We start from the raw sequence: 26708 nt of genomic DNA on the forward strand, positions 1-26708 counted from the left end.
CGTTTCCGAATGGCGCTGCACGGGCGTCTGTGGTCGGCTATGGCCGGTTCTTGTGAGGAATATGACATGCTGTCCTGTCACCGCCTGCTTGCCGCGCTTTTACTGACGGCGGCGCCTGCCGGTTTAACTCTGTCCGTGGTTCAGGCTTCCGCTGCGGAGATCACGGGTGCCGGGTCGAGCTTTGCGGCGCCGATTTATCAGGCATGGGGTGACAAGGCGAAGGCATCGACCGGCATTGCGCTGAACTATCAGAGCGTCGGGTCGAGCGCCGGTCAGAATCTGGTGACGGCGGGCACGGTTGATTTCGGGGCTTCCGATGCGCCGATGGCGGCGGAGAAGCTGGCTTCGGCGTCTCTGTATCAGTTTCCGACGGTGATGGGCGGGATTGTTCCGATTGTGAATATTCCGGGGATTGCGTCCAATCAGCTGAAGCTGAACGGCCCGGTGCTGGCGGATATTTATCTCGGGACGATCACGAGCTGGAACGATCCGAAGATCGCGGCGCTGAATCCGGGTGTGTCGTTGCCGGATGTGGCGATTGCGCCTGTGCATCGCGCGGACGGATCGGGGACGTCGTTCGTATTTACGTCTTATCTGACGAAGGTTTCGCCGGCGTGGAAAGACGCTGTCGGGGCGGCGACTTCCGTTCAGTGGCCGGGCGGGGCGGGTGCGCGTGGCAATGATGGTGTCGGGGCATCGGTTCGGGCGACAGAAGGCGGGATCGGCTATGTCGAGTATGCCTATGCGCGGCGGAATGCGATTCCGACGGTGCTGTTGCAGGATAAGGCGGGTGAGTTTGTCTCGCCGGATCTGACGAGTTTCTCGGCGGCGGCGGCTGCGGCGGACTGGGATCATGCTTCGCATTTCGCGGTGGACATGCTGGACGGCGCGGGCAGGGGCGTATGGCCGATCATGTCGGCGACGTTCGTTCTGGTGCCGACGGCGCCGAAAGATGCGTCGCGCGGGGCGGCTGTGTGGAAATTCTTTGATTATTCCTTCCGGAGCGGGGATGGCACGGCGAAGTCTCTGGACTATGTGGCGCTGCCTGAGAGTGTGAAGCAGAAGGTTGAGGCGGAGTATCCTGTCAAACACTGATTTCTGATCGTTTCGCGGTTTTGAGGGGGGCTTCCTGTGAAGGAGGCCCCTTTTTTATGGACAGGATGATGCGGATGGCGGACCGTTTTGAGGTTGGTCCGGGAGGGAGGAAGCAGGGTGTATTTGTTCGGGGAATGGATGTGACGGTGTGTCCGGTTGTGTATTTTCCGGATCAGCGTCTGCGGCGGATGGCTGCGCCGGTGACGGTGTTTGACGAGCCGTTGCGCGGGCTGGCGGCGGATTTGCTGGACACGATGCGGGCTGCGCCCGGAATCGGGATTACCGGGCCGCATATCGGGGTGGCGCGTCGGGTGGTTGTGCTGGAGTTGCCGGGGGATGCCGCGCCGGTGGTTTATGTTAATCCGGAGCTGGTCCGGGTCTCTGACGAGACGTTCCGGCATAAGGAAGGCAGCATTTCCATGCCGGGCGTTGTGGAGCAGGTTGAGCGCGCGGTGCGGGTGTCTGTGCGGTATTGCGATTCTGAGGGGGTGGAGCATACGGAGGACGCGGAGGGATTGCGGGCGGCGTGTCATCAGCATGAGATTGATCAGCTGGACGGGGTTTTCTGGATTCAGAGATTGTCCGCTCTGCGGCGGGGACGGGTTCTGGCGCGGTATGAGAAGATGAGGCGTAGCCGGGGAGCAGAGGGCTGAAACTGGTTGGGAGGCCTGCTTCAGGTGTTGTTGTTCTCAGGGCTCTGGCCTGGAACCCGCCAGAGGCCGGGGGTTTTGGAAGCCGGTCTGTTTATTGGCGGGCCGGGGTCAGGGGCAGACGGAACTGTATTTCGAATACTTTTCTGTTTTCCGGTACATAACTTCTTCTTCTTCCGGGACGGTTGTTTCTTCGTACCAGGGTGTGTGTTCGCTCTCATAGTTTCCCGAGACGCGCACGGCATGGAAAAACTGGTCCGGGTTAAAATATTTCTTGTTGTATAAAGCGAATGTTGTATCGATCGGGGCGTCGAAGACCTCGCTTCCGTCCGGGAGATGTCCCAGTTTGTAACGCCAGAACTGGCTTTCCCATTCCCATATATGGGTTGGGCCGGCCTGGCTGGCATTGATGAATCTGGCCTGCTTCATTTTATCTTTGTTCTTCAGGGATAACGCGAAACCGACTTTCCCGATTCTGAAATGGTCGCTCAGCAGGGTCAGTTGTGTCATGAAATCTGCTGGCAGACTTTTGCTGAACTCGATATCCGGGTCTGTAAGACAGAACAGTTCCGGGAGCATGTCATAAATTTCTTTTGTTTTGACAATATATTTTGGGCCTTTGTTCTCTCCGAGCCGGATGACGTGGCAGATTTTGTCGTGTTGTAATTTGTTCAGGACAAGAATCATTTTATCGTAATCGGAGGCGTTATCGACGACGATTATTTTTCTGAATCTGTGCCGGATGAGCTGTCTGATCATCTTCACGACGTAAGTCGGGTTGTTGAAAGACGGGATATAAACGGGGATATGGCAGTAATAGAGGCTTTTTACGTAATCGTAAGATGATTTATGGAAATCATAAAAGCTGTCAGACAGGAAAGAGTCAACATCGTTGCCCGATGGTTCCATTGTTAACGAACACCAGTCTGTATTAGTAAACTGGTGTTCTGTTTATTGTAAATAAATTAAAAAATACTGAACGGTACTTTGCTGTTCCGGGTCGGGCGCATTGTCATTGCGCCGGTTTCAGCCGTCTCCGAAGAGGCTTTATGCTTCCGCGTCGGCGGTCTCTTTTGCCACCAGTCCGCGGACGGCCGGATATAAGGCTCTGTAGCGCGGCAGGATCGCTGCATAAGCGTCCCGCAACACCGGGTCCGGCAGGACTGTTTCGATCCGTTCCGGCGCGCCGCAGACTGTGGCGGGGGCTTCGCCCGTTACGGCCATTCGTGCCAGCCGCGCGGCTCCGAACGAGCCGCCGCGCTCACCATGTTTCAGGCGATGCAGCGGTAAGTCCAGCACGGACGACAGGATTCGGACCCAGTGCGGGCTTCGTGAGCCGCCGCCGATCACATCTGCTTCCGTGAGGGCTGAGCCGGATTCCCGCAGGCCGTCCAGCGCGTCCCGGAACGAAAACGCCACGCCTTCCAGGACGGCCTGCGTGAGGGCTGCTCGTGTCGTATCCTGCGATAATCCGAGAAAGCCGCCCCGGATTTCCGGATCGTTATACGGTGTTCGCTCTCCGGACAGGTAGGGCAGAAAGATGGCTTCCGACGGGTGTTCGATCCGTTCGGGCAACTCTGCCAGCAGGGCCGTTTCCTCCATTCCCGTGACCCGCGCCCACCAGGCGAGCGACGCGGCGGCTGACAGTGTGACGCCCATCTGGTGCCAGGTGGCGGGGATGGCGTGGCAAAACGCATGGATGGCGGAGCGTGTGCCGGTTCGCAGGCGGTCGGTTGTCACCCACAGGACGCCGGAGGTTCCGAGTGACAGAAACGCGGAGCCGGGGATGATTGCGCCGATTCCGACGGCGCCGGCGGCGTTGTCTCCTGCGCTTCCGGCCAGCACGGGCGGGGTTTTCCATCCCCATTCCGACGCCAGGGCGGGTGTTACATGCCCTGCCGGGTCCGTTCCCTCACACAGGGTCGGCATGGTGGCTTCTGTCAGGTCGCACGCGGCCAGCGCTTCGTCCGACCAGCGTCGGGCTCCGACATCCAGCCATAGCGTGCCGGAGGCGTCGGACATATCTTCGATCATGTCGCCTGTCAGCCGGTAGCGGACCCAGGCTTTCGGCAGCAGGACGTGGCGCGTGGCGGCGAAGATCTCCGGCTCGTGGCGGGCCACCCAGAGGAGTTTCGGCGCGGTAAATCCGGGCATGGCGATATTCGCGCAGACTTCGCGGCTGCGTGGAAACCGGCGTTCGATTTCCGCGCATTCCGCGCCGGCGCGCTGGTCGTTCCACAGGATGCAGGGACGCAGAACCTGGCCGTCTTCATCCAGGAGGACGGCGCCGTGCTGCTGGCCGGACAGGCCGATGCCCCGGACTTTTGCGAATGCGTCCGGCTCTGCTGTCCGCAGCGCGGCGAAACAGCGGAGCACGGCCTGCCACCAGTCCTCCGGGTTCTGTTCGCTCCAGCCGGGGTGCGGGCGGCTGACGGTCAGCCCTTCGGTGCGGGCTGTCACCACTGTCTGTGTCTTGTCGACAAGGACAGCCTTGACGCCGGAAGTTCCCAGATCGATCCCGATATACATCACGCGTTGTTCCGCCCGCAGTTTGTCCTGGATACTGAACCACGTTTTCGTCTGTTTAGCACCGTGCGCCCGGAAGCCGGCGAGACTGTGACACGGGGTGTGCGGGGAGTGGTGATCTTTTTCCGGTACGGGAAATCATAAATAAGACAGGCCGGGCGAATGTCAGCCCTGTCTGGACAGAAAGATGTGTCAATGCTGTAACAGAGAGCGAGACGCGCAAAGCAATACCGGAAGATTACAATGAATTCAGGGCCGCCGGACACATTGAATACTCCGGATACCACTCCCGAATATCAGCGGGATGCGCCGGAAGGGCTGCGTCTCAGCTTTTCCTTGCAGGACAGTATCAATGCGTCGCTCTGGGAAAACAGTGTTCCTGTTCTTCAGGAACTTTCACTTGAAAATCACACGGAGCAGAATTTTCCGCGTCTTGATGTCACCATTGCCTCCGAGCCGCCTCTGATCCGTCCGCGCACATGGCATCTTCAGGATGTTGGCGCGGGAAAATTCTGTGCGATTGGTGGTCTGGAGCTGACGCTCGACGGGGCTGCGCTTCTGAAGCAGACGGAGGCCTCCCGGGCTGAAGTGACTTTTACCGTTATCGCGCCGTCGGAGGCGGACACGGAGGGCACGCCTGAGCCGCTTCTTCGTGACACCACTGTTGTCCGTGTTCTGGCCCGCAACGAATGGGGTGGGCTCTCCGGTATTCCGGATATTCTCGCCGCTTTCGTTCTTCCCAACGATCCGGCTGTCGCCCGTATTCTTCGTGGTGCCTCCACTGTTCTGAAGGAGGCCGAAAAGCCGCATTCGCTGGAGGGGTATCAGGGCAGTAAAGCGCGTGTCTGGGAGCAGGTTCAGGCCATCTGGCATGCTGTCTGCGCGCTCGACATTACATATGTGAATCCGCCGGCTTCTTTTATCGAAAGTGGCCAGCGCATCCGACTTCCCACGCAGATCATGGAGGAAAAACTCGGGACCTGTCTGGATACCGCGCTTCTTTTCGCCTCCTGCCTGGAAGCGGCGGGGCTTCATCCGGTTATCGTGCTGACGAAAGGTCATGCGTTCACCGGTGTCTGGCTGGCTGATACCGATGCCGGTGCTTCTGTCATGCAGGATCTGCCTGCCCTGCGAAACCGTCTGAAGCTTGACGATCTGAAAGTGTTCGAGACCACGCTTGTCACCCTGGCGCGTAAACCTGCTTTCACGGTGGCCTGTGAAAAAGGCGAGCTCAATCTGCGTAATGCAGGCGAGGACGAGGATAATACGTTCCGGGAAGTCATCGACATTCATCGCGCCCGGCTGCGAAAAATTCATCCTCTTTCTTCTCAGGCAGCGCCTTCGGCGACGACGGATGCGGAGGCCGATGAAGAGGGCGCGCAGCTTCCTGTTTTCGACGCGGCGCCGGCTCTGCGTGAAGATGCGCACGAGCAGGCGGAGGATCTGTCTGGTGCGCCTGATGACCGTATCCGGCGCTGGTGCAACCGGCTGCTGGATATGTCGAGCCGGAACCGGCTGCTCAATCTGCCGAAATCAGAGAAGCAGATTATTGAAATCGACTGTCCCGATGCGGAGGAACTGGAAAATATTCTTGCCGGAATGCGGGCGGGTGGCAAGGTAAAGCCTCTTCGTCTCTGTGCCTGGCCTGACATGATGAAGAACGGTGATCCGCGTAATGCGGCTCTGCACCACGAGCGTCATCATGATGAAGCGGCGCTGACTTATGCGAAAGGGTCTCTGCAACGCGGCGAACTTCTGATCGATCGTACTGAGCCGGTGGTTCAGACGGCGCTCACTGAAATCTATCGTCGTGCTCAGGCTGCTGAGCAGGAAGGGGGCTCCAACATTCTCTTTCTGACTGTTGGCGCTCTTGCCTGGACGAAGAAAGATGGTGACAGGCCGTGGCTGGCGCCGTTGATTCTTGTTCCGGTTGTACTGGAACGTCCGAGCGTGAAATCCGGGTTTACGCTCCGTGCTCATGGCGATGACAGTCGGGTCAACATCACCCTGCTGGAAATGCTTCGGACGGAGTATGCCCTGCGTATTCCCGAACTTGAGGGTGACAGTCTGCCGGAGGACGAATCCGGTCTCGATGTCGGGAAAATTATTGAAATCTTCCGGTTGCGTCTGAGAAAAGTTCCCGGGTGGGAGGTGCGGGATCATGTTACGCTGACCACGCTCTCTTTCGCTAAATTCCTGATGTGGAAGGATCTCACGGAGCGTCAGGACAGTCTGCGCTGCAATGATGTCGCGCGTCGGCTTCTGGACGGGGTGACTTCGGATGCCGGTGATCTGTCCGGCGGGACTTTCACGGAGACCGATGGCGGGCTTGACGACACGCTGGCAAAAGCCGGGCTGATCTGCCCCATGGAGGCTGATTCTTCCCAGCTTAAAGCGGTTGCCCGTGCGGCGGCCGGTGAAAACTTTGTTCTCATCGGGCCGCCCGGAACCGGGAAAAGTCAGACGATTACGAACATTATTGCCAATACGCTGGCGCAGGGTCGCACGGTTCTTTTTGTCGCTGAAAAACGGGCGGCTCTGGAAGTTGTCCGCAATCGTCTCAGGCAGATCGATCTGTCTGAATTCTGTCTTGATCTGTTTTCGCCCAAAGCCAGCAAAATGGAGGTTCTGGAACAGCTCGGCAGTGCCCGGGATGTTGCTGATCGTTTCGATGAGTCTTTCTGGACTTACAGCCACACCCAGATCGGCCAGCTTCGTGGTGAGCTTAATGCGTATGTCCATGAGCTTCACAAACGCTGGCGCAACGGGTGGACTCCTTATCGCGGCATTGGCGTCTCCCTGCGGGCTTCGGATGCCCGGCTTATGGATCTGTCTTTTTCATGGTCCGGGCCTGATGCTCATAGTGAAGATGATTACCGGCAGCTTGAGGCGGCTGCTGAAGACCTTGCCGATGTGCATAAACGCATCGGGGACGTGGCGGCTTCTCCCGCGCTTGCCGGTCTTGCCCGCACCGGGTGGGGGCCGCAATGGGAGCAGGATTTTCTGGGTGCCGTCCGGACTCTGCGGGCTGGTCTCGAACGTCTTGTGCCTGTGGCGCGGGATACGCGAAAACTTCTTGGCCTCGACACCGCCTGTTTCTCGCTGTCAGCGCTTCTTCGGACGAACGATCTCTGTAGCCAGATGCTGAATCATGAAGCATCGGCATGGGCTTTTTCGGAAAAAGCGCCTGAAATCCGCGATGTTATTCTGGCTGAGCAGCCTTACGTTACCCGTCATCGTAGTCTGACGGGCGAACTGGAGGCCGGCTGGAAGCCGGAAGTGACCACGCTGCCGCTGGAAGAGCTGCTGAAAACATGGCGCGACGCTAAGGAAAAATCCGTCTTTCAGTTTCTTGCCCGTTCGAAGGCTCAGAAATCCGTGCGGGGCCAGCTTGCTTCTCATGTCACGGGTGAGATTCCGGAAGAGTGCGAAGCCGAGCTGGAACGTCTTGTCGAACTTCAGGCGATTGAAAAACGTCTGGGGGACGCGCCTCATGCCGCGACGGTTGGCGCCGGGCTCTGGCGTGGTCTGGACACTGATTTTGACCGGATCGATGCCTGTCAGACATGGGGTAAAATCACGCGCGCGACACTGGCCGCCTGCGCTCCGGATGTCAGCGCGCTTCTCACTGCCCGCACGCAGCTGACAACGCTGTTGCGGGACGGGCAGGATCTTCTTCAGAGCGGCGGGGCGGCCTGCGCCACGTTTGGGAAATTCAGTTCTGAACTGCAAACGGTCACAGACGCGCTCGATGCGCTCAGCGGGCTGAGTGGCGCCGATGCGGTCGGGCTTGTCGATGCCGGGGCGTCTGACTGGCCTGCTCTTCTTATTGCCAGGCTGGACAGCTGGACCAGTGCGGCGCGTGATCTCCGCGACTGGTGCAACTGGAAACTGACCTGTCAGAAAGCGGTGCGTCTCGGTCTTGCTCCTCTTGTGGAGGCTATTGAGAAGGGGCTGCTTCCGCCGGAACGGACTGTTGAAATCTTCAGGGCGAATTATGCCCGCTGGTGGATTGCCGGGGCTGTTGAGCAGTCTCCTCTTCTGCGCGGCTTCATTGCGGCGACTCATGAGAAAAGTATCGAGCGGTTCAGGGAGCTTGACAGGCAGCTGATGGCGATGGCCTCGCGCATGACCCGTGCGCGGCTTGCCGGGCAGATCCCCGATGAACAGGCGCGCCAGGCTGACCCGGAATACAAGGTGCTGACCCGTGAACTTGCCAAGAAGGCACGGCATCTTCCTGTTCGTCAGCTGGCGGAAAAAATGCCTGGCGCTCTTCGCAGTCTGACCCCCTGTCTGATGATGAGCCCGCTCTCCGTCGCGCAATATCTGCCGCATGACGCGGCGCCTTTCGATCTGGTCATCTTCGACGAGGCCTCGCAGATTCCGACATGGGATGCCATTGGCGTCATCGGTCGGGGGAGGCAGGTCATTGTGGTTGGCGATCCGAAGCAGCTGCCGCCGACAAACTTTTTCGGCAACACGGCGGATGATGAAAGTGACGATCCGGAAAGCGTCGATCTGGAATCTATTCTCGATGAATGTCTTGGCGCCGGTATTCCGCCTGTCTGGCTGACCTGGCATTATCGCAGCCGTCACGAAAGCCTGATCGCTTTTTCGAATCATGCTTATTATCACGGGCAGCTTGTTACATTTCCGTCTCCGGCCACGAAAGACAACGCCGTTTCATTCCGCTTTGTGCCGGATGGCGTTTATATGCGCGGCAGCCAGCGCACCAACCCGGTTGAAGCCCATGCCGTTGTTGCCGAGGCGCTTCGTCTGCTCCGGGACGGCAGCAACCGCACGCTGGGGATTGTCACGTTCAACAGCCAGCAGCAGGCTCTTATCATGGACCTGCTGGAAAAGGCCCGGGGCGATCATCCGGATATCGAACGCTTTTTCGGTGAAGAGGCCGCCGAGCCTGTTCTGATCCGCAATCTTGAAAATGTGCAGGGGGAGGAACGCGATGTCATGCTGTTCTCTCTCACCTTCGGTCCGGATCAGGCGGGCCATATCACGCTCAATTTTGGTGCGCTCAACCGGGATGGCGGAGAACGTCGCCTGAATGTGGCCATTACCCGCGCCCGCGAAAAACTTGTCGTTTTTGGCTCTCTGCGCCCTGAGCAGATCGACCTCAACCGGACCAGTGCGCGTGGTGTGCATGATCTTCGCGGCTTTCTGACCTTCGCCGGACACGGGGCCTCTGCCCTGGTCGGTCTGCCCAAAGGGTCCGTCGGCGATTTCGACAGTATTTTTGAGGAAGAAGTCGCTGCTCTTCTGCGGCAGAAAGGCTGGCAGGTTGTCCCGCAGGTGGGCGTTTCTGCTTTCCGCATTGATCTTGGTGTTGTCGATCCTGAAAGTCCGGCCACTTTTCTGGCCGGTGTCGAATGTGATGGCGCGACGTATCATCGCAGCGCCACGGCCCGCGACCGGGATCGTCTGCGGCAGGGGGTGCTGGAAAAGCTCGGCTGGACCATTCTCCGCATCTGGTCAACGGACTGGTGGACCAACGCGCCGCGTGAATGCGATCGTATCGATATTGCTCTGCGCGCCACGCTGGAAATCAGACAGAAGCAGCGCGCGGAGCAGGCTGAAAAAGATCGTCTGGCGGCGGAGGCTGCTGTTGCTGCCGTGCCTGTGTCCGCCCGGCCGGAGGCTCCCCCGACCGGGGCGGATGTGTCGTTGCCGGAGGCCGGGGCGGTTCCGGAACCGCCGGTTCAAACGCCGCCGGAGCCGCTTTTCGCAAAGGCGCCGGTTCGGGACGATGTTGCGTCTTCTCCGGCTCTCCAGGCCGATCACGATCGCTTTTTCGATGAGGATTACGCGCCTGTGCTGGCGGACCTGATCGCCCGGCATATCGAACAGAACGGGCCGGTCCGGGAGGATCTTCTGGTCAGGTATGTCTCGCGGCTTCATGATTTCGGGCGGGCCGGTTCCGACATTCGTGAGCGCATTACAAACGCCATTCCGTCCGGGCTGCGCCGGACTGACGAGGAGCCGGGCATTTTTCTCTGGCCGGAGTCCGTGTCTCCGGAGAGCGGCATGGTTTTTCCCGCGCCGGCAAAAGGGGAGACGCTCGATCCCGCGACGGTGCCTCTTGCGGTTCTGGCGGCGCGTGCCCGGAGCCATCTGGAAGCCGGGCTTAATCCGGAAGCTGGTCTTCTTGCTCTGCGGGCCGATTGCGGTCTGTCACGCATGAGCGGCGGCACACGCACGCGTCTGGAACAGGCTGTCAGTCTGGCGGCGGAGAGCCGGTCCGACAGGGAGGACGTTCTCTGACCTTCTGGCGCAATGTGATGCGTCTTCCCTGTTGCGGCGTGATACGGCGGGCGGGCCACCGGAAAAACACACAGGGGACAAAAAGCGCGCGGCGAACCGCTCTCTGTCCTGTCACAACGCTGGTCCCGCCCCCCCTGGACAGGGTATAGTCTTTCCAACGGCGGTGTCTTCCGGGGCACTGGCCGCCCAACAACACACCGGTTGGTTCCGTGCTTCTCCTGTTCCTGGGCGTTGTCGCCCTTGTCCTTCTTATTGCCATCAGCATCCTGATTTCTCTCTCCGAAATCTCCTTCGCCGCTGCCAGGGACGTGCGTCTTCGCGCGCGCGCCGATACCGGTGACGAGAGGGCCACTGCTTTTCTTGCACTGCGCCGCAACAGCGGCCAGGTGATGACCGTTCTGCAGATTCTGCTGAATGCGGTTGGCATTCTTGGGGGCATGATCAGTTCGGAAATGCTGGCTCCGCCGATTGCGACGATTCTTGCCGGGTGGGGGCTCGATAAGGCCAGCGCGGAGAGTATTGCTTCCGCCACGGGCTTTATTTTCACCACGGGTGTTTTCGTTCTGTTTGCGGATCTTCTGCCCAAGCGCATTGCGATGAACGCGCCGGACCGCATCGCGCTGTCTGTCGGCTGGTTTCCGGCTGCGGCTTTGCGTGTGCTTTATCCCTTTGTCTGGGTCTTTTCTAAAATCTCCGATGCTCTGCTCAGGGTGCTGAAGATTCCCGCTGCGTCCGCGGTTGAGCCGGTTACGCCGGAAGATCTCCGGGCCATTCTTGCTGCCGGCACCGCTTCAGGCGTGTTGCTGGAGCAGGAACATCAGATGATCCAGAATGTTCTGGGTTTGCAGGATCGTTCGGTCACCTCGGCGATGACGCCGCGTGATGAAATCGTTTATCTCGACATTCAGGAGTCGCCGGAAATTCAGCGCGACAAGGTTCGTGTGCGTCCTTATTCGCGGTATCCGCTGTGCAACGGGGGGCTCGACCATGTGATCGGCTCCATTCGTGCGGAGGACGTTCTTGTTGTTGCCGTGGATTCTCCGACCACGCCGATTTCGAAACTGCGCCGCGACGTGCTCTCTGTTCCCGAGACCCTGAATCTCTGGGACACTCTGGCCCAGTTCGATACGCACGGGGCTGGTTTTGCGCTTGTGGTCAGCGAATACGGCATGATCGTGGGGCTCATCACGTTCAAGGATATTATGGGCGCACTGATGGACGGTCTTGCCAATCCGTTCGAGGAGCAGGCCATTGTCCGTCGTGACGAGAATTCCTGGCTGATCGACGGGGCGGCTCCGATTGGCGATGTGATTCGTGAGCTTGGCGTGGCTGATCTGCCTGACAGCGCGTCCTTTGACACTATCGGTGGGTTTGTCATGCATCGTCTTCGTCGCATGGCCCGCAAAGCCGACCGGATCGACGCTGCCGGGTTCCGTTTTGAAGTGGTTGATGTCGAAGGTTTCCGCATCAACCAGCTTCTTGTGACCCGGCTGGAGCGCAAGGATTAACCGGGGGTTTCACGCTTCTTCGCCGGTTTCCTCCAGGTAGGGCAGCAGGGCGGTCCGGACCCGTGCCAGTTCCTCTTCGACGGCCCTTATCCGGTCTGCCGGTCTGGCCGGACTGTCGGGCGCGCCCCAGCGGCGACAGAGCGCCATAAGCCGGTCGGCGCCGACATTCGCGGCGGCGCTTTTCAGGGCATGGGCTGCATCGGGCAGGCCGTCCATATCTTCTGCTTCGCAGGCGGCTTTCATCTGTCCGACTGTTATTCCGGCATCCTGAAGAAATTCGGCGACCACGTCGGCACGAAAGGCCGCGCCGCCCAGCGTGTCGAGATCCTGCATTGCTTTCCGGTTCACACCGGAGCCGGGGAGTGCGACCACGACGGCATCTCTGGCGGGCGGCGCATCCGGTGCGGGGTCTTTCGCGCTCATATCCGGCTCTGTTTTCGCCGATCCATAGAGGTCGAGCAGGTCGAGCAGTTGTCCGGCGTCAACGGGTTTGAGCAGGAAGGCGTCCATTCCGGCCTCGTGGCAACGCTCCCGGATCAGCGGCGAGGCATCCGCGGTCAGGGCGATGATCGGGGTGTGCTGTCCGTCGGCGGCCTCGCGCAGGCGCCACATTCTGGTCGTCTCGATGCCATTTCGTAACGGCATGTTGACATCCATCAGCACCAGGTCGAACGGTTCATGCTCAAGCGCGTCCAGAGCGGCGTCTCCGTTGCTGACGGAGACCCATTCATGACCGGCCTGCTCCAGAATTTTCGCGGCGACCATGAAGCTGACCAGATAATCTTCCGCGATGAGTACCTTGTATTTTCTACCGTCGTTTTTCATGACCGGCTGCCTGAGTTCTGAATGATCGGGCATAATATGGGTGAGCAGGGTTAATGCGGCGCGTATCCGGTCGGGATGGTCTGTCAGGGAGACTTCGCAGAGCGCCATATCACCTGTCTTGCCGGGATGCGTCTCCTCGTTCCGGACGGGCCCGACAAATGTCAGATGAGGCAGAAGAACCGGAACGGTCCTGAGTCTGTCTTTACAAATGTGTACGGCGAGGGCGGAGGAAGACGGGTCTGTCGCCAGAATGGCGCGTCCGTTCAGTTGCCGAAGCTGTGCGCCGGCTTCTTCGACGGTTTGCACGACTTCTACAAACAGGTTCATACCGCGTAGCTGCCGGAACAGCGTCTTCCGCTGCTCATGCGACCGGGTGAGAAAAATGATCGGAGGCCATTTTCTGTTTTCAGGGCCGGTTATTTTTTCGACATCATAGGTGAACTGGAATCTGCTTCCTTCTCCAGGAGTGCTTTCAGCGGTCAGGCGGCCGCCGTGCAGGTCGACCAGCTTGCGGCAAATCGCAAGTCCGAGCCCTGTTCCGCCAAAACGGGCCGGGACAGTGCCATCCGCCTGGGTAAACGAATCAAAGATATGCGCGATTGCAGAAGGGGGTATCCCGATTCCTGTATCCCGCACCGTGACATGTAGTTCCGTTGTTCCGTCTGGTTTTTCTTTTCCGTCGAGTGCGACGGTAACGGAGCCATGGATCGTGAACTTTACGGCGTTGGAAACTATATTTCGTAAAATATCTTCAAGATGATGTTTATCGCCGTTTGCCCAGGGGGGCACGGATGGCGAGACGGCGCATGTCAGAGTCAGTCCCTTGCGGCGTGCTTCCACATGGAGCATGCCGATGACATGTCTTACGGAGGCCATCACGGCAAAAGGCTGCGTCCGGACGGGCATGCGCCCGTCTTCAAGGCGGGAAAACTCCAGTAATCCGTTGATGGTATTCAGGAGAGACAGACCTGCTTCGTGAATGATGCTGACCATATCAAGCTGTTCGCTGTTCAGCGGTCCGGATTTTAAAATCGGGCCAAGCCCGAGAATGGCGTTTAAGGGTATGCGCAGTTCATGACTGACAGTGGCGACGAAAAATGTTTTGGCCCGACTGGATTCTTCCGCTTTTAGCCGCATTGTCGAGACGAAGCGGGTCAGGGACGCGGCATAAAACGGAATGATCAGCAGGCCGATGACAAGGCCGCCCAGGAGGTGATCTGTGCCGTTCCACATGGGAAGGGACTGACTGGCAAACAGAAAACCGGATGCGCTGAGGATCGAACCTGCCACCAGATATCCGGCGCCGAAGCGAAAACCGTATCCCAGGGTTGTCCAGAGGAAGATCGGATAAAGTGGCGTGGCGGGTGCCCCGCAGGTGCACACGACGAATGTCAGGAATCCCAGATCCCACAGGAACTGGGTCATGCGTCTCGGGATGGATGGGCTGGGGGCAAGCCACACCGCGCCGCCAAAAAGAAAAGAGACCGCCAGGGCAACGCCACAGAGTTTCGCCTGAAACAGTGCTTCCTGTGGCGAGGAATTTCCCAGCAGGTAAATCAGGAGAACATAACATGTGGACAGGAGCGTGATCGAAATCCGGTTCAGGACAACCTGATGCTCTCCGTCTTCGCTCCGGGTCAGCCGGGATAAAGAGGGAGTAGCTGCTGACAGCAAACCCGCGTCGATCATGGCGCCAGTTCAGGCCCCCCTTCGGATGCGCTTATATGGCACATCTGCATTTCATCCCTGTGCGCCGCCTTCATGGAGGTGTGAAACATCTCCGCTATTTTGTCCGCGGGCTGCGGGCGACTGAAATAGTAACCCTGTCCTTCATCGCAGCGCTGCCGCGCCAGCCAGCGCGCCTGTTCCGGGCGCTCGATCCCTTCCGTTGTCACTTTGATTTCGAGTTTGCGGCATAGGTCAATCATCGAACGCACAATGGCCTGATCGGAGGGCGAGTTTTCAATCCGGTCGATAAACGATTTGTCGATTTTGATCCGGTCGATCACGAGCCGGCTCAGATAGGTCAGTGATGCGTAACCGGTGCCGAAATCGTCCACCGCCACGGCGGCGCCGAGTTTGCGGAGATCGGCAAGCTGCTGGTTCGCGGTATCGGTGTTGCCGATCAGGACTGATTCTGTCAGCTCCAGTTCAAGATCGACCGGGTTAATACCGGTGCGTTCGATCACGTCCATGACAAGATTGTGAATGTCCGCCCGGCGGAACAGCACGCCGGACATGTTAACGGCCATCCTGACGGTTATGTCTTCCGCGGTCCAGGCGACCTGCTGACGGCAGGCTTCGTTGAGCACCCATTCGGTGATCGGCACAATCAGCCCGGTTTCTTCGGCGACCGGAAGGAAGGTTGCCGGCAGGAGAAGTGTTCCGTCCGGTCGTTGCCAGCGCAGCAGGGCTTCCACGCCGATAATCTTTCCGGATCTGAGGTCGATCTGGGGTTGATAATGCAGAATGAGTTCGCGGCTGGTGACGACCGATTGCAGATCAAGTTCGATCCGCATGGCGGCGGCTTCGGCGTCTTCCATTTCATGGTGAAACAGCTCGAATGTGTTTCCGCCGGCGGTTTTTGCTTTATACATGGCCATATCGGCACGTTTGAGAAGCATGTCGACCGTTTCGGAGGCGTCCTGGTGAACCACGATGCCGATACTCGCCGTTGTAATCACCACGCTGTCATCCATCGCCGCGTCCGGATGAGTGCTGTCGTCCGGGCCGATGGCGAAGGGCGGGATAAAGGCATCCCGGATGGTCACGGCGCGTTCGCGCGCCTCTTCATGCGGATACGTGCCGGTCAGGCGCAGAACGATACCGAATTCATCGCCGCCGAGGCGGCCAACGACGACGGCGTCCGGGAGCACTGTTTCCAGCCGCCCCGCCACGCTCTTCAGAACGCGGTCGCCGATGCTGTGTCCGAGTGTGTCGTTGATGGCTTTGAAACGATCGAGATCCAGCATGAACAGGGCGAAAGACGGGCTTTTCTTTCCATTCCCGGAAAGGAGGGCCTGAATTGTTTTTTCGATCCTGAGGCGGTTCGGGGTGCCTGTCAGCTGATCGCGATAGGCGAGAAAATGGAGCCTTTCCTGTGCGGCTTTCAGATCTGTAATATCAAGCGATGTCCGCAGCCATAGCGGTGCGTCACTGTGGCTGCCCTCAAGCGGTGTTTCCGATGTCAGAAAAACACGCTCGGCTCCGTAAGTATCCCGGACGATCTCTTCATATCGTGCCTCGCAGCACGGTCTTCTTTCGCCGCAGCAGCCGACGGGAGGCGCTTTCAGTTCCCATCGGGCGGACGCGCAGCGCCTGCCTTCCAGGCCGGGCGGGGCCGGTGAGCCGGTCAGGGCTTCCGGCGTGGACCGCATCGATTCAGCCATGCATCTGTTAACGAAAACAAACTTTCCGCTTTCATCGGTTGCGCTGATCATGGCCGGGACGGTGTCGATCACCTGCAGCAGGTGCTGCCTGCTGCGGCGCAGCAGGGTATTCCGGGCGCGGTGGCTGTCCGCCAGTTCCCGCTCCAGTGCCGTGGCGCGCTGTTTCGCGTGTTTCCGGCTTGTCGCCATATGCAGGAGATTTTTTCCGCGCGAAACAAACTCGCCGTGATCGACCGGAGCCAGCAGAAAATCTGTTGCGCCCGCGCGCAGGGCCTCGAGACGATGCGCGCGGTCTTCATACGCGGTGATGACGATGACCGGGACATCGTGAGCCCAGGGGGTCTCGCGCAGGGCGCTGATGAACTCCGCGCCATCCATGCCTGTCATCCGGAAATCCGTGATGACCATGTCCGGATGGTGGCCGGTGTTAAAATAAGCGAGCGCCTCTTCAGCGGACGCAAATGATTCAACCTTCAGAGCCGGCGCTATTTTTTTGGCCAGGCGACCAAAAACAGCCCGGTTCGCGGACTGGTCGTCCACAATAGCGATCAGTTTCATCTAGCCCTCAGGAAACAGGATCGCAGTGGCAGGCGGGGCTTCAGCGTGCCCGGCCAGCGAAAAAACAGTCAGACAAGCGCGACAGAATCAGTGTGCGTAGTCTGAAGGGCTCTATCATAAACCCCGGTAGGTAACGAAACGCTTAACCACACTATGAAACGGAGCGGAAGGGCGTCGGCCCGCAATGATTTCAGTGCGAATCGCGCTGTCCGACGGCGGCTTTCTGTCGGATTGCGGGCCTGGCGCCCGCGCGGGAGGTTTTCTCCGGCGGCTCCCATCCGAATACGCTCCGGCCGCCATAGCTGTGCGAGGCGGCACGTTCTCCGGCGATATAAGTTTCAAGCGACGGTCCTGAGACTTTCGACTCAAGGCGCCGGGCCTGGGCATCCAGCCGCCGGACGGCTTCCAGCCGCTCGGTGTTGCCGAGCTTTGCTGCTGTAACGGCGTTTTTCAGCATTGTAATCGTCTGGTCATAGACCTCTGTCGGGACGGGGAACGGGTGCCGGTCCTTTCCGCCGTGGGCCATTGAAAACCGGGCGGGATCGGCAAAGCGGCAGGGGGTTCCGTGCACGACCTCGGCGACCTGTGCCAGCGCCTGGACGGTCCGCGCGCCCACGCCCGGGACCAGCAGCAGTTCCTGAAAATCTTTCGGTCCGCATTCGGCGGCGGCGGCCAGTGCGCCGTGCAGGCGGCGGATCATGACGTCGCCGGATCGGACGTCATGATGGTCCGGCATGACCAGATGTGGGAGCGTGGCCTGTTCGGGCTCTTCCGTTCCGCGCCGGAGCAGGGCGATTTCCCGCACCACTGAGTCGGGGCCTGCGTCCAGCAGCAGTTCAAGCTGTGCGCTGCGCGATCCGGCGGCCCGGCGGTCTGCCAGGTTGACGATGTTTCCGGCGGGTTTGCCGTCGATCCCGCTATGCGGGTCTTCCACAAAGCTCCGGAGCCCTTCCGACAGCCAGTGATACCGGCGGGCGTATCCGGTTCCGTCGTTCATGCCCTGCTGGACCACGACCCATCGTCCGTCATCCGCCACGACGAAACTGTGCAGGTAGAGGCTGAAGCCGTCCTGGACCGCCGCGCTGTCCACCTTGGCCACCAGCCGGCTGGCGCGACCGAGGGCGGCACCGTCCAGTCCGGTCACATTGCCGACGGCGATCAGTTCGTCCGGTGTGCGGCGCGAATGGCGGCCCCGTCCGCCGCAGACATGCAGCCCCAGCTCAGCCGAAAGGGGTTCCAGGCCGCGCCGGAGGGCGCCCATCACGCTTGTTGTAATGCCCGATGAGTGCCAGTCCATTCCCATCACGGCGCCGAAGGACTGAAACCAGAACGGGTGGGCCAGGCGGCGCAGAAATTCGTCGCGCCCGTAATGATGAATCACGGCCTGGGTGATGACCGCGCCGAGCCGGCTCATGCGCTCGGCCAGCCATGCCGGCACGCGCCCGCCATGCAGTGGCAGATCGGCACTTCCCGCGCGACGTGTCATAATTTCTCCCGCATGCCATCAGGCCGCCGGCTGTCTGTCCGCCGTGACGCTCTGTGAACATAGCATGAACCCGGGTGAATAAGAACCGGGGGATGTGGTTTTCAGGTGAGGCTGACGTGGTTTGCGGTCACGTGGCGGAAAGCGCGCTCGCGGCAGGTCAGGAGGATGACCTGCATGCGTTTCGCGGCGTCGGCGATGATGTCGATGAGGAGTTCGAGCCGGCCGTCGTCGGAATAGGCGAGGGGGTCGTCGAGGATGAGGGAGACGGGGAGGCCCTGTTCGCGGAGCATGTCGGCGAAGGCGATGCGGGTGAGGATGGCGAGCTGTTCCTGGGTGCCCCGGGAGAGGGTGGTGCAGTCTTCGCTCGTGTCGCCACGGATGAGTGTGTCCAGGGCGAGGTCTTCGCTGAAGCTGAGGTCGGAGCCGGGCATGAGGCGGCTGATGGTCTGTTTCATGCGTTCGGCGACGGGGCCGGTGAAGCGGGCGGAGGTTTCCCTGCGGGCGTCTTCGAGGGTGTTGCGAAGGAGTTTGATGGTTTCGGCGTCTTCCGTGACGCGGTGGAGGGCGGCGCGGGCGGCTTCGACGGCTTCGCGGGCGGCGGCTTCCCGCCCGGCGAGGCCTTTTCCGCCTTCGCTTTCGATGGTGCCTTCGAGTTTTGCGATTTCGGTTTCGAGTTTGCGGCAGGTTTCGCGGGCGGTGCGGACGCGGGCGTCGATGGTGTCGATTTTGCGTTTTATGGTGGTCTGATCGTGGACGGTCGCGTTGCGGGTGGCTTCTTCCAGCGCGGCGGCGCTTTCGGCGGCACGTTTGCCGGCCTGGGCGAGGGTTTCGTTCAGGCTGGCGAAGTCGGGATGTTTTTCGAGTTCGCTGATCCGGGCTGTGGCGTTTGACAGGTCGCTCTGCGCGCCGGCTTCGGCGGCGGCGAAGGGGGCATCTTCTGTTTCCAGCCGGCGCAGGGCTTCGATCGCGCTCTGATGGGTGCCGTCGGCCTTGCTGAGTGTGGTGTCCGCGTGTTCGACGGCGCTGGTCAGGGCGGGGAGATCGGGAGTTTCGGCGGGAGGCTGCGGGTCTTCGGCGGGGAGGCCGGCAATGAAAAGTTTCAGGGCCTGCGGGCCGGGTTTCAGGGCGATGGTGTCATCGGCGGGGGTGGCGGCATCGATGCGGGCCTGGAGTGTGCGACATTCGGCGGTGGCGTCGCGGGCTTTGTCGTTGCGGAGGCGGGCATCGGTGAGGTTGCGGAGGCCGAGGTCTTCCAGCGCCTGATCGCGTTTGCGGCGGGCTTCGGAAAGATCCTGTTCCGCACTCGCTGTACTGGCGGGCGGACGCAGGCGGAGTTCGGTGTTGCCGACGCGGATGGTGGTGTCGCGGGTGATACTGTGCTCGCCGGCCGTGGCGGGCTGGCTGTCGAAGGTGACGGCGGCGGTGTCGCCGGAGAGGGTGAGGCGCGTGGCGCCGACCGTGACGCGGGCCTGGGCTTCGGCGACTCTTTTCTCGTGTTTTTCAAGTTCGGAGAGGATTTCGGGCGGGATCAGGGTCGCGCTGAGTGCGGTGGCCTGCTGAAGTTCCTGCTCCAGTCGGGAGAGTTCGGCGTAGCGGGTTCTGGCTGCGGCGATGGCTTTGTGGCGGCGCAGGGCGTCGTGCTGCTTCTGGCCTTCGGCGAGAGCGGCGCGGGTCTGACGTTGCGCGAGGCGGGCCTGTTCGAGCGTTTCTTTGGTCTGGCTGGTTTTTTCACGGACGGCGACGAGGTCGGTGGCGAGCGTTCTGCGTTTGTCGCGGGCTTTTGTCAGGGCGGCTTCGGTGGCAGCGTGGGTTTTCAGCGCGGTCTGGTGGCGGGTCTGGAGGTCGGTGAGGGCTTTTACGGTGCTGGTGGCGGCTTCTTTCTCGGCGCGGCGGGTGGCGAGGATCTGGCCGGCGGCGCGGGCGATTTCGAGTTCTTTTTCGAGATCTTTGCGCGTCTGAATGTCGGTTTCGTCGGCGATGTCGCGGCTGGCGCGTTTCAGGCCGGCGCGGGCCTGTTCGAGGGCGGTGAAGTTTTCTTCCAGAGCCTGGAGGCGGGCTTTCGCGGTTTCGGCTTCGGTCTGCGCGTCTTCGGCGGTTTTGCGCGCTTCGGTGAGTTTGCCTTTTTCCTTGCCGGTGGCGGTCCAGAACTGATCGTACTGGGTTCCGACGCGGTCATGGACCCGGTTCCAGGCCGGACCCCCGAGGACGGCTCCGACTTCGGCTTCCAGAATGGAGCGGACGGTGTCACGGACGAGAGAGCCGGGGGCGGTGAGGGAGAGGGCTTCGGTCTGGCCGATCCAGAGCAGGCCGAGGATGCCCCAGGATGCGATATCGCCTTTGGTGCTGGTGTCTTTTACGGAGCCGAGCAGGGTATGCAGGCGGGATTCGGCCTCCTCGCCCTGGGCGCGCCCTTCCGGGGAGGTGACCTCGACTGAGGGACTTTTGAGGAAGCGTTTGGTGAGGCTCCAGGGGGCGTTGTCGATGGTGAAATCGACCTGGATTTCCGGCCCGACGCTGTCACCGTGCGGGGCGTAGGAGCGGGTGAGCTGATTTTTCGTGCCGTAGCGGACGAAGAAGGCGGCGCGGAGGGCTTCGAGAAGGGTGGATTTTCCGGTTTCGTTGGGTTCGATGAGGATATTGAGGCCGTCGGTGAGACCGTCGATGGTGACGGGAGCGCGGAATTTGCGAAAGTTTTCGACGGTGATGTGAGAGATGCGGAGGGTCATGCCTGGTCCTCGCGGTTGTATTCGACGAGCAGGCGCTCGAGGGCGCGTCGCGCGATGCGGGCTTCGGGGCCGGCGGACTGGCTGAGTGCGTTCAGTTTCTGCGCGGCGATACCGAGGGTTCCTTCGACATCAAGGGCGGCGAGGTCGTTTTCGGTCGGGCGGCCGACGAGGTTCTCGTCGCGGAGATCGAGAAAACGCAGGCGGTGGGCCAGATCGTTTTCGATTTTCGCGAGGATGGCGACGCGGTCGGTGAGATCGGTGATTCCGGCGAGGGTGAGTTGCAGCAGGGTATTGGGCGCGTCGGTTTCGCTGAGCAGGGCGGCGCAGTCGGCGTCGAAATCGGCGGCGCTGCTGACGGTGCGTTCGCGGATGAGCCAGTGGAATCGTCCGGTGCGCAACGGTGTGACGACGGGGTCCGCGCCGGGGCTGAGTTCGACGAGGAGGGCGTGGCCGGAATTGTTGTTCTGGAAGCGGTCGGTTTCCGGTGTTCCGGCGTACCAGGTTCGGGCATCGATTTTCAGGACGCCGTGCCAGTCGCCGAGGGCGAGGTAGTCGAGGCTGGCGCGGCGGGCGCGGTCGGGGGGGATCTGGTTGTTCGTCTCGCCACGGGAGCCGAAATCACGGATGGAGCCGTGGGCGAGGCCGATGCGCAGCCGGGCGCCGGGTGTTTGTGTGGTGTCGAAGGCTTCGGTGGGGTCGTCGAGATTGTGGCGGTGGGTAAGGGGGGCGGGGAGGAGCCAGGCACCGTCTTCGAGTTCCCGGGGTTCGGGGGTTGTGAGGATGGTGATTCTGTCGCCGGCTTTTGCGCGGACGCGGTCCCACAGGCCGCCGTTGCGGGCGAAATCGTGGTTGCCGGGGAGGAGCCACCAGTGGCAGGGGTGGCGTTCCATGCGGGAGACGGCCTGGACGATGGTGCGGTCTTCGGGGCCTTCGGTATCGAAGATGTCGCCGGCGACGAGGATGTGTCGGGCGCTGTGTTCGGTGGCGGCTTTGCCGAGTGTGTCGATGACATCGAAGCGGGCTTCGGTGAGGGCGGCGCGGAGTTCGGGGGTGAAGCGGCCGTAGGGCTTACCGAGTTGCCAGTCGGCGGTGTGGAGAACCTTCATGAGAGGAAGTCTGTCATGAGGGGGCGGGGGTGGCAATATTGGCGCGGGTTGGGGGCGTGGGGAGCAGGGTTACGCGGCGTGTGCGGGCGGTTGTCGTTCGGGTCCGTAACTTATTTGTGGCGTTGATTCAGGGTGTTACGGATGGTGTGCGTGACCCGGAGGATTGGGGTCAGGTTCGTTCCCTGGCGGCGAGGGCACCGGACGTGGCGGGGTCGGACGAGAGCAGGCTGAAGAGGGTTTCAGTGGCCTGATGCGGCAGCGGAGCGGAAAACAGATTTTCCTTTACGCCGAAATATTCGTAGAAGAAGTCTTTGTTGGTCTCGTTGAACGCGGCGTAAAAATGCTTTTGTCTGGGGTCGCTTATGGCGCCTCCCAGACGGAACATTCTGAAGCTGGAGATGACATAGACCGCGCGGTCTCTTATCCACGAATACTTGCCGTTCCTGTTGTAGCGCGGGAAGACTTTGTTGACCTGGCGTGCCAGGAGCGCCTGGAAGCGTGTCAGGCCTTTATTGTCATGAGTGGATGAAAAATCCAGGCTGTCTGATGGTATTTTCAGGCGGCATATATTCAGAAAATCTTTTCTTATATCTTTGTCGGGGAACAGGTTTGTCCGGAAAATTCTGCGGGTGATGCAGGATTTGCCGAAGCAGGCGGACCATTTATCCAGCATCTTTTTGTAATTGTAATAGTGGGTTTCTGTCTGGTCGTCATTCTGGAAGTCCTGGATTCTGCAGGTATCTCCGCCTTTGATTCCTGTGCTGTACAGGCTTTTTCTGACTTCCGACTGTTCTCTGAAATAGCAGACAATCTGTATGGAGGAAAAATTCCGGTATAGAAAATCGCGCAGTTCCGCGATGTTCTGTTCGCTGGTCATCCTGCGGTGAAAATGCTCGGATGTGATGATCATTGTTGTATGCGACAGGTTCAGCCACCGGATTTCGGCTTCGAAATCATCGAGGAAGGTTGCGAAGCGGGCTTTTTTCCCGGCTTCATCCCGGATGCCCATATCCAGGAGATAGTCATCGATTTCGGGCTGGAACCGCGCGCAGAGTGCCCGGTTATTGCCTTCTCCCAGAACGTGGCTGAGGGCGATGCCGTTACGGGAAAGGGTGGCTTTGTTCTGATACAGCCAGCTCTGGATGGATGTTGTTGCTGTTTTTTCGGTGCCTATATGAAGGACGCATCGCATGTTCCGTCGCCCGGCTGATCTGATTGAAACCGGAACGATCATCTATGCTGGTCAGGTCGGATGCCAGACGGAAACAGTTTCGCTTCGTGGCGATTTGTGTCTGTTGGTTTCGGTTGTGACCGGGGCCGGTTGACCTTCCGGTCAGTCCGGCTCTGGTGCTGAGGTGGATTCCCCTCTTTTGGTTTGTTGCTGAACAAAGTGGTCTGCAAAACTTTGCGACCTCTGCCGGGCGGGCGCTGCCCGGCTTCGGGATCTTTCGGGGCTGGTTTTTCAGCGGTTCAGCAGACTGTGGTGCCGGCTGTAGCTGAAATAAATGACGCCGCCGATGACAAGCCAGACGACGAGACGCAGCCAGGTGAGGCTGTCGAGCGAGGCCATGACGGTGAGGCAGGAGACGATGCCGAGCGCCGGGACGACGGGGCCGCCGGGGACGCGGAATTTTCGTTCCATATCGGGGGCGGTGCGGCGGAGGATGAGGACGCCGGCGCAGACGATGGTGAAGGCGAGCAGGGTTCCGATGGAGGTCATGTGGCCGAGTTCGGTGATGGGCAGGAAGGCGGCCATTGCGCCGGTTGCAACCATGAAAAACAGGTTGGAGAGCCAGGGGGTATGGAAGCGCTTGTGTGTTTTGCTGAAGAGGGCCGGGAGCAGGCCATCTTTTGACATGGCGAAGAAGACGCGGCTCTGGCCGAGCAGCAGGACGAGGAGGACGGAGGTGAAGCCTGCGATGATTCCGAGTTTCACGGCCAGTTTGAGCCAGACGAAGTGGGTTCTGTCGATGGCGGTGGCGACGGGGGCGGCGTCTCCGATCATGTCTTTGTAGTTCACGATGCCGGTGAGGACGAAGGAGAAGGTGACGTAGGCGGCGACGCAGACGAGGAGGCTTCCGATGATGCCGACGGGCATATCGCGTTTGGGGTTTTTCGTTTCCTGGGCGGCGGTGGAGAGGGCGTCGAAGCCGATATAGGCGAAGAAGATGGTGCCGGCGGCGCGCATGACGCCGGAGAAGCCGTAATGGCCGAAGGTTCCGGCGTTGGCGGGGATGAAGGGGTGGTAGTTGGCGGTATTGATATAGGGCAGTCCGAAGCCGATGAAGGCGGCGATGACGGACAGTTTGATGGTGACGATGACGGCGTTGACCTTTGCTGATTCCGAGGTGCCGCGGATGAGGAGGAGGGAGACGAGGACGATGATGAAGGCGGCGGGGACGTTGGCGAGTCCTGCTGCTGTGGTGCCGTCGGGGAGGGTGACGGTCTGGAAGGGGGAGGCGGTGAGGCGTGCGGGGAGGGAGAGCCCCCATCCGCCGAGGAGTGAGGTGACGTAGCCTGACCAGCTGACCGAGACGGTTGCGGCGCCGACGGCGTATTCGAGCACGAGATCCCAGCCGATGATCCAGGCGATGAGTTCGCCCATGGCGACATAGGCGTAGGAGTAGGCGCTGCCGGAGACGGGGATCATGCTGGCGAGTTCGCTGTAGCAGAGGCCGGCGAAGCCGCAGGCGATGGCGGCGATGAAGTAGGACAGTACGACGGCGGGGCCTGCGTTATCGCCGGCGGCGATGCCGGTGAGGGAGAACAGTCCGGCGCCGATGGTGGCGCCGACGCCGAGGGCGACGAGGCTGGCGGGGCCGAGCACGCGTTTCAGGCCGCTGTCATCCGTATCTGTCATCGGTTTGAGGCGGAAGAGTGCGCTCAGGGCGGACGGTCTCGTCGGTTGCGGCATGAAGGTGAGGTCTCCGGGATTATGGTTCGGGGAGTTTGTTACGGCGCTGAATAGCGGCTGTTAAACTGTCTGTCGCGGGGGAACGCAGCTTCGGGTGGGTTTTGCCAATGGTTTTGCTGGTGGTTTTCCGGGCGTGATCGGGCTACAAGCGCGCGGATGGCAAGAGGGACCTGGCTGGTTCGGGGGCCTGCTGCGTAGGTGAAGCTCAGGACAGGGATTATGCAAGTGAGCGAAACGGATCTGCATCGTTTTTTTCGGGCTCCTCTTGGTGAGGTCGATGCGGAAGTTGCTTCCGCCATCGGGGATGAGCTGGTTCGTCAGCGTGACGGGATTGAGCTGATTGCCAGTGAGAACATGGTTTCCGAGGCTGTTCTTCAGGCTCAGGGCAGTGTTCTGACCAACAAATATGCCGAGGGGTATCCGGGGCGTCGCTATTATGGTGGCTGCGTGGATGTCGATAAGGTTGAGGTTCTCGCGATCGAGCGCGTGAAGCGGATTTTTGGCGCGGGTTTTGCGAATGTGCAGCCTCATTCCGGGGCGAATGCCAATCAGGCGGCCTTCATGGCGGTTGTGGCGCCGGGTGACACGGTTCTGGGCATGAGTCTGGCGGCGGGCGGGCATCTGACGCATGGCGCGGCGCCGAACTATTCGGGCAAGTGGTTCAATGCGGTTCAGTATGGCGTGCGTCGCGAGGACGGTCTGCTGGATTATGACGAGATGGAGGCTCTTGCGCGGGAGCATAAGCCGAAGCTGATTGTTGCGGGCAGTTCCGCTTATCCGCGGGTGATTGACTTTGTCCGTTTCCGCAAGGTTGCGGATGAGGTTGGCGCGAAGCTGATGGTGGACATGGCGCATTTCGCCGGTCTGGTGGCGGCGGGTCTGTATCCGAGTCCTTTACCGCATGCGGATGTGGTGACGAGCACGACGCACAAGACGCTGCGCGGGCCGCGTGGTGGCCTGATTCTGACGAATGACGAGGCGCTGGCGAAGAAGATCAATTCGGCGGTGTTCCCTGGTCTGCAGGGCGGGCCGCTGATGCATGTGATCGCGGCGAAGGCGGTTGCGTTTGGTGAGGCGCTGCGTCCGGAGTTTGGTGAGTATCAGAAGGCGGTTGCGGCGAACGCGAAGGTGCTGGGTGAGGTTCTGGTGGATCGCGGTTTCGATCTGGTGACGGGCGGTACTGACAGCCATTTGCTGCTGGTGGATCTGCGTCCGAAGAAGGTGACGGGCAAGATTGCCGAGAAGGCGCTGGAGCGGGCGGGGATTACCGCGAACAAGAACGCGGTTCCGTTTGATCCGGAGAAGCCGGCGGTGACGTCCGGCATTCGTCTGGGCAGCCCGGCGGCGACGGCGCGCGGGTTCCGCGAGGCGGAGTTCCGGGCTGTTGGCGAGATGATTGACGAGGTGCTGACGGCGCTGGCGGCTTCGGGTGGCGAGGGTGACGCGGCGGTGGAGAACGCGGTGCATGCGCGGGTGAAGGCGCTTTGTGCGAAATTCCCGATTTATAGGTGAGGAGAGGGCGCCGCCTGTGAGGGTGGGGCGCTTTTGAGGGTGTGCCCGCCGGATCCTTTGCGGGGTCCGGCTGTTTTTATGTGAGGCGTTCCGCCCCTGTAACGCTCAATAACTGTTACGTGTGACGGAGCGCGTAT

15 protein-coding genes are annotated in these 26708 nt (G+C 60.6%); 6 read left to right on the forward strand and 9 right to left on the reverse strand.

All coding sequences use genetic code 11. The features are described 5' to 3' along the window. Positions 1-66: 66 nt before the first annotated feature. Entirely contained in the window at positions 67-1095 is a 1029-nt protein-coding gene (gene pstS, locus GOB90_RS05740; protein ID WP_146885698.1) for a phosphate ABC transporter substrate-binding protein PstS, read from the forward strand. Between the two features lie 74 nt (positions 1096-1169). Continuing rightward, positions 1170-1748: a peptide deformylase gene (locus GOB90_RS05745; RefSeq protein WP_242011826.1), complete on the forward strand. Its 579-nt coding sequence runs from the start codon at positions 1170-1172 to the stop codon at positions 1746-1748. A gap of 108 nt (positions 1749-1856) precedes the next feature. Here GOB90_RS05745 and GOB90_RS05750 read toward each other — a convergent pair whose 3' ends face one another. Next, positions 1857-2654, reverse strand: coding sequence for a glycosyltransferase family 2 protein (locus tag GOB90_RS05750; protein ID WP_146885696.1), 798 nt, complete (start codon positions 2652-2654; stop codon positions 1857-1859). 138 nt (positions 2655-2792) lie between these two features. Next, on the reverse strand, positions 2793-4274 hold the full coding sequence (xylB, locus tag GOB90_RS05755; protein WP_146885796.1) for a xylulokinase: 1482 nt from the start codon (positions 4272-4274) through the stop codon (positions 2793-2795). A gap of 240 nt (positions 4275-4514) precedes the next feature. On the opposite strand from xylB, the gene GOB90_RS05760 reads away from it, so the two are divergent. Continuing rightward, positions 4515-10547, forward strand: coding sequence for a DUF3320 domain-containing protein (locus tag GOB90_RS05760; protein ID WP_146885694.1), 6033 nt, complete (start codon positions 4515-4517; stop codon positions 10545-10547). A 209-nt stretch (positions 10548-10756) separates the two neighbouring features. After that, the gene (locus GOB90_RS05765) at positions 10757-12055 is read left to right on the forward strand and encodes a hemolysin family protein (protein ID WP_146885692.1); all 1299 of its coding nucleotides are present in this window, start codon (positions 10757-10759) and stop codon (positions 12053-12055) included. Between the two features lie 9 nt (positions 12056-12064). Here the strand turns inward: GOB90_RS05765 and GOB90_RS05770 are convergent, their stop codons facing one another. From GOB90_RS05770 to GOB90_RS05795, 6 genes are all read right to left on the reverse strand, one after another. Beyond that, positions 12065-14569 (reverse strand): ATP-binding protein, encoded by a 2505-nt coding sequence (locus GOB90_RS05770; RefSeq protein WP_146885689.1) that lies wholly within the window; start codon positions 14567-14569, stop codon positions 12065-12067. After that, complete coding sequence (locus GOB90_RS05775; RefSeq protein ID WP_146885687.1) at positions 14566-16827, reverse strand: EAL domain-containing response regulator; 2262 nt, start codon at positions 16825-16827, stop codon at positions 14566-14568. Before GOB90_RS05775 ends, GOB90_RS05770 begins: the two co-directional genes overlap by 4 nt. A gap of 190 nt (positions 16828-17017) precedes the next feature. Next, the gene (locus tag GOB90_RS05780) at positions 17018-18313 is read right to left on the reverse strand and encodes a DUF763 domain-containing protein (RefSeq protein ID WP_146885685.1); all 1296 of its coding nucleotides are present in this window, start codon (positions 18311-18313) and stop codon (positions 17018-17020) included. A gap of 101 nt (positions 18314-18414) precedes the next feature. Then, positions 18415-21039 (reverse strand): AAA family ATPase, encoded by a 2625-nt coding sequence (locus GOB90_RS05785; RefSeq protein ID WP_146885683.1) that lies wholly within the window; start codon positions 21037-21039, stop codon positions 18415-18417. Beyond that, entirely contained in the window at positions 21036-22181 is a 1146-nt protein-coding gene (locus GOB90_RS05790) for a metallophosphoesterase family protein (protein WP_242011827.1), read from the reverse strand. The genes GOB90_RS05785 and GOB90_RS05790 overlap by 4 nt, the downstream gene beginning before the upstream one ends. A gap of 133 nt (positions 22182-22314) precedes the next feature. Further along, a complete protein-coding gene (locus GOB90_RS05795) occupies positions 22315-23337 on the reverse strand; it encodes a hypothetical protein (protein ID WP_146885681.1) in 1023 nt (340 codons plus the stop codon). On the opposite strand from GOB90_RS05795, the gene GOB90_RS19470 reads away from it, so the two are divergent. After that, positions 23336-23470 (forward strand): hypothetical protein, encoded by a 135-nt coding sequence (locus tag GOB90_RS19470; protein WP_260175935.1) that lies wholly within the window; start codon positions 23336-23338, stop codon positions 23468-23470. The two genes, GOB90_RS05795 and GOB90_RS19470, sit on opposite strands and share 2 nt — an antisense overlap. 137 nt (positions 23471-23607) lie before the next feature. Here GOB90_RS19470 and GOB90_RS05800 read toward each other — a convergent pair whose 3' ends face one another. After that, positions 23608-25059, reverse strand: a complete 1452-nt coding sequence (locus GOB90_RS05800; RefSeq protein ID WP_146885678.1) for an APC family permease — start codon at positions 25057-25059, stop codon at positions 23608-23610. 225 nt (positions 25060-25284) lie between these two features. Between GOB90_RS05800 and glyA the strand changes: the two genes are divergently transcribed. Then, positions 25285-26571, forward strand: coding sequence for a serine hydroxymethyltransferase (glyA, locus tag GOB90_RS05805; RefSeq protein WP_276528596.1), 1287 nt, complete (start codon positions 25285-25287; stop codon positions 26569-26571). Positions 26572-26708 lie beyond the last annotated feature (137 nt).

This window comes from Acetobacter oeni, from assembly GCF_011516825.1.
GTDB lineage: Bacteria > Pseudomonadota > Alphaproteobacteria > Acetobacterales > Acetobacteraceae > Acetobacter > Acetobacter oeni.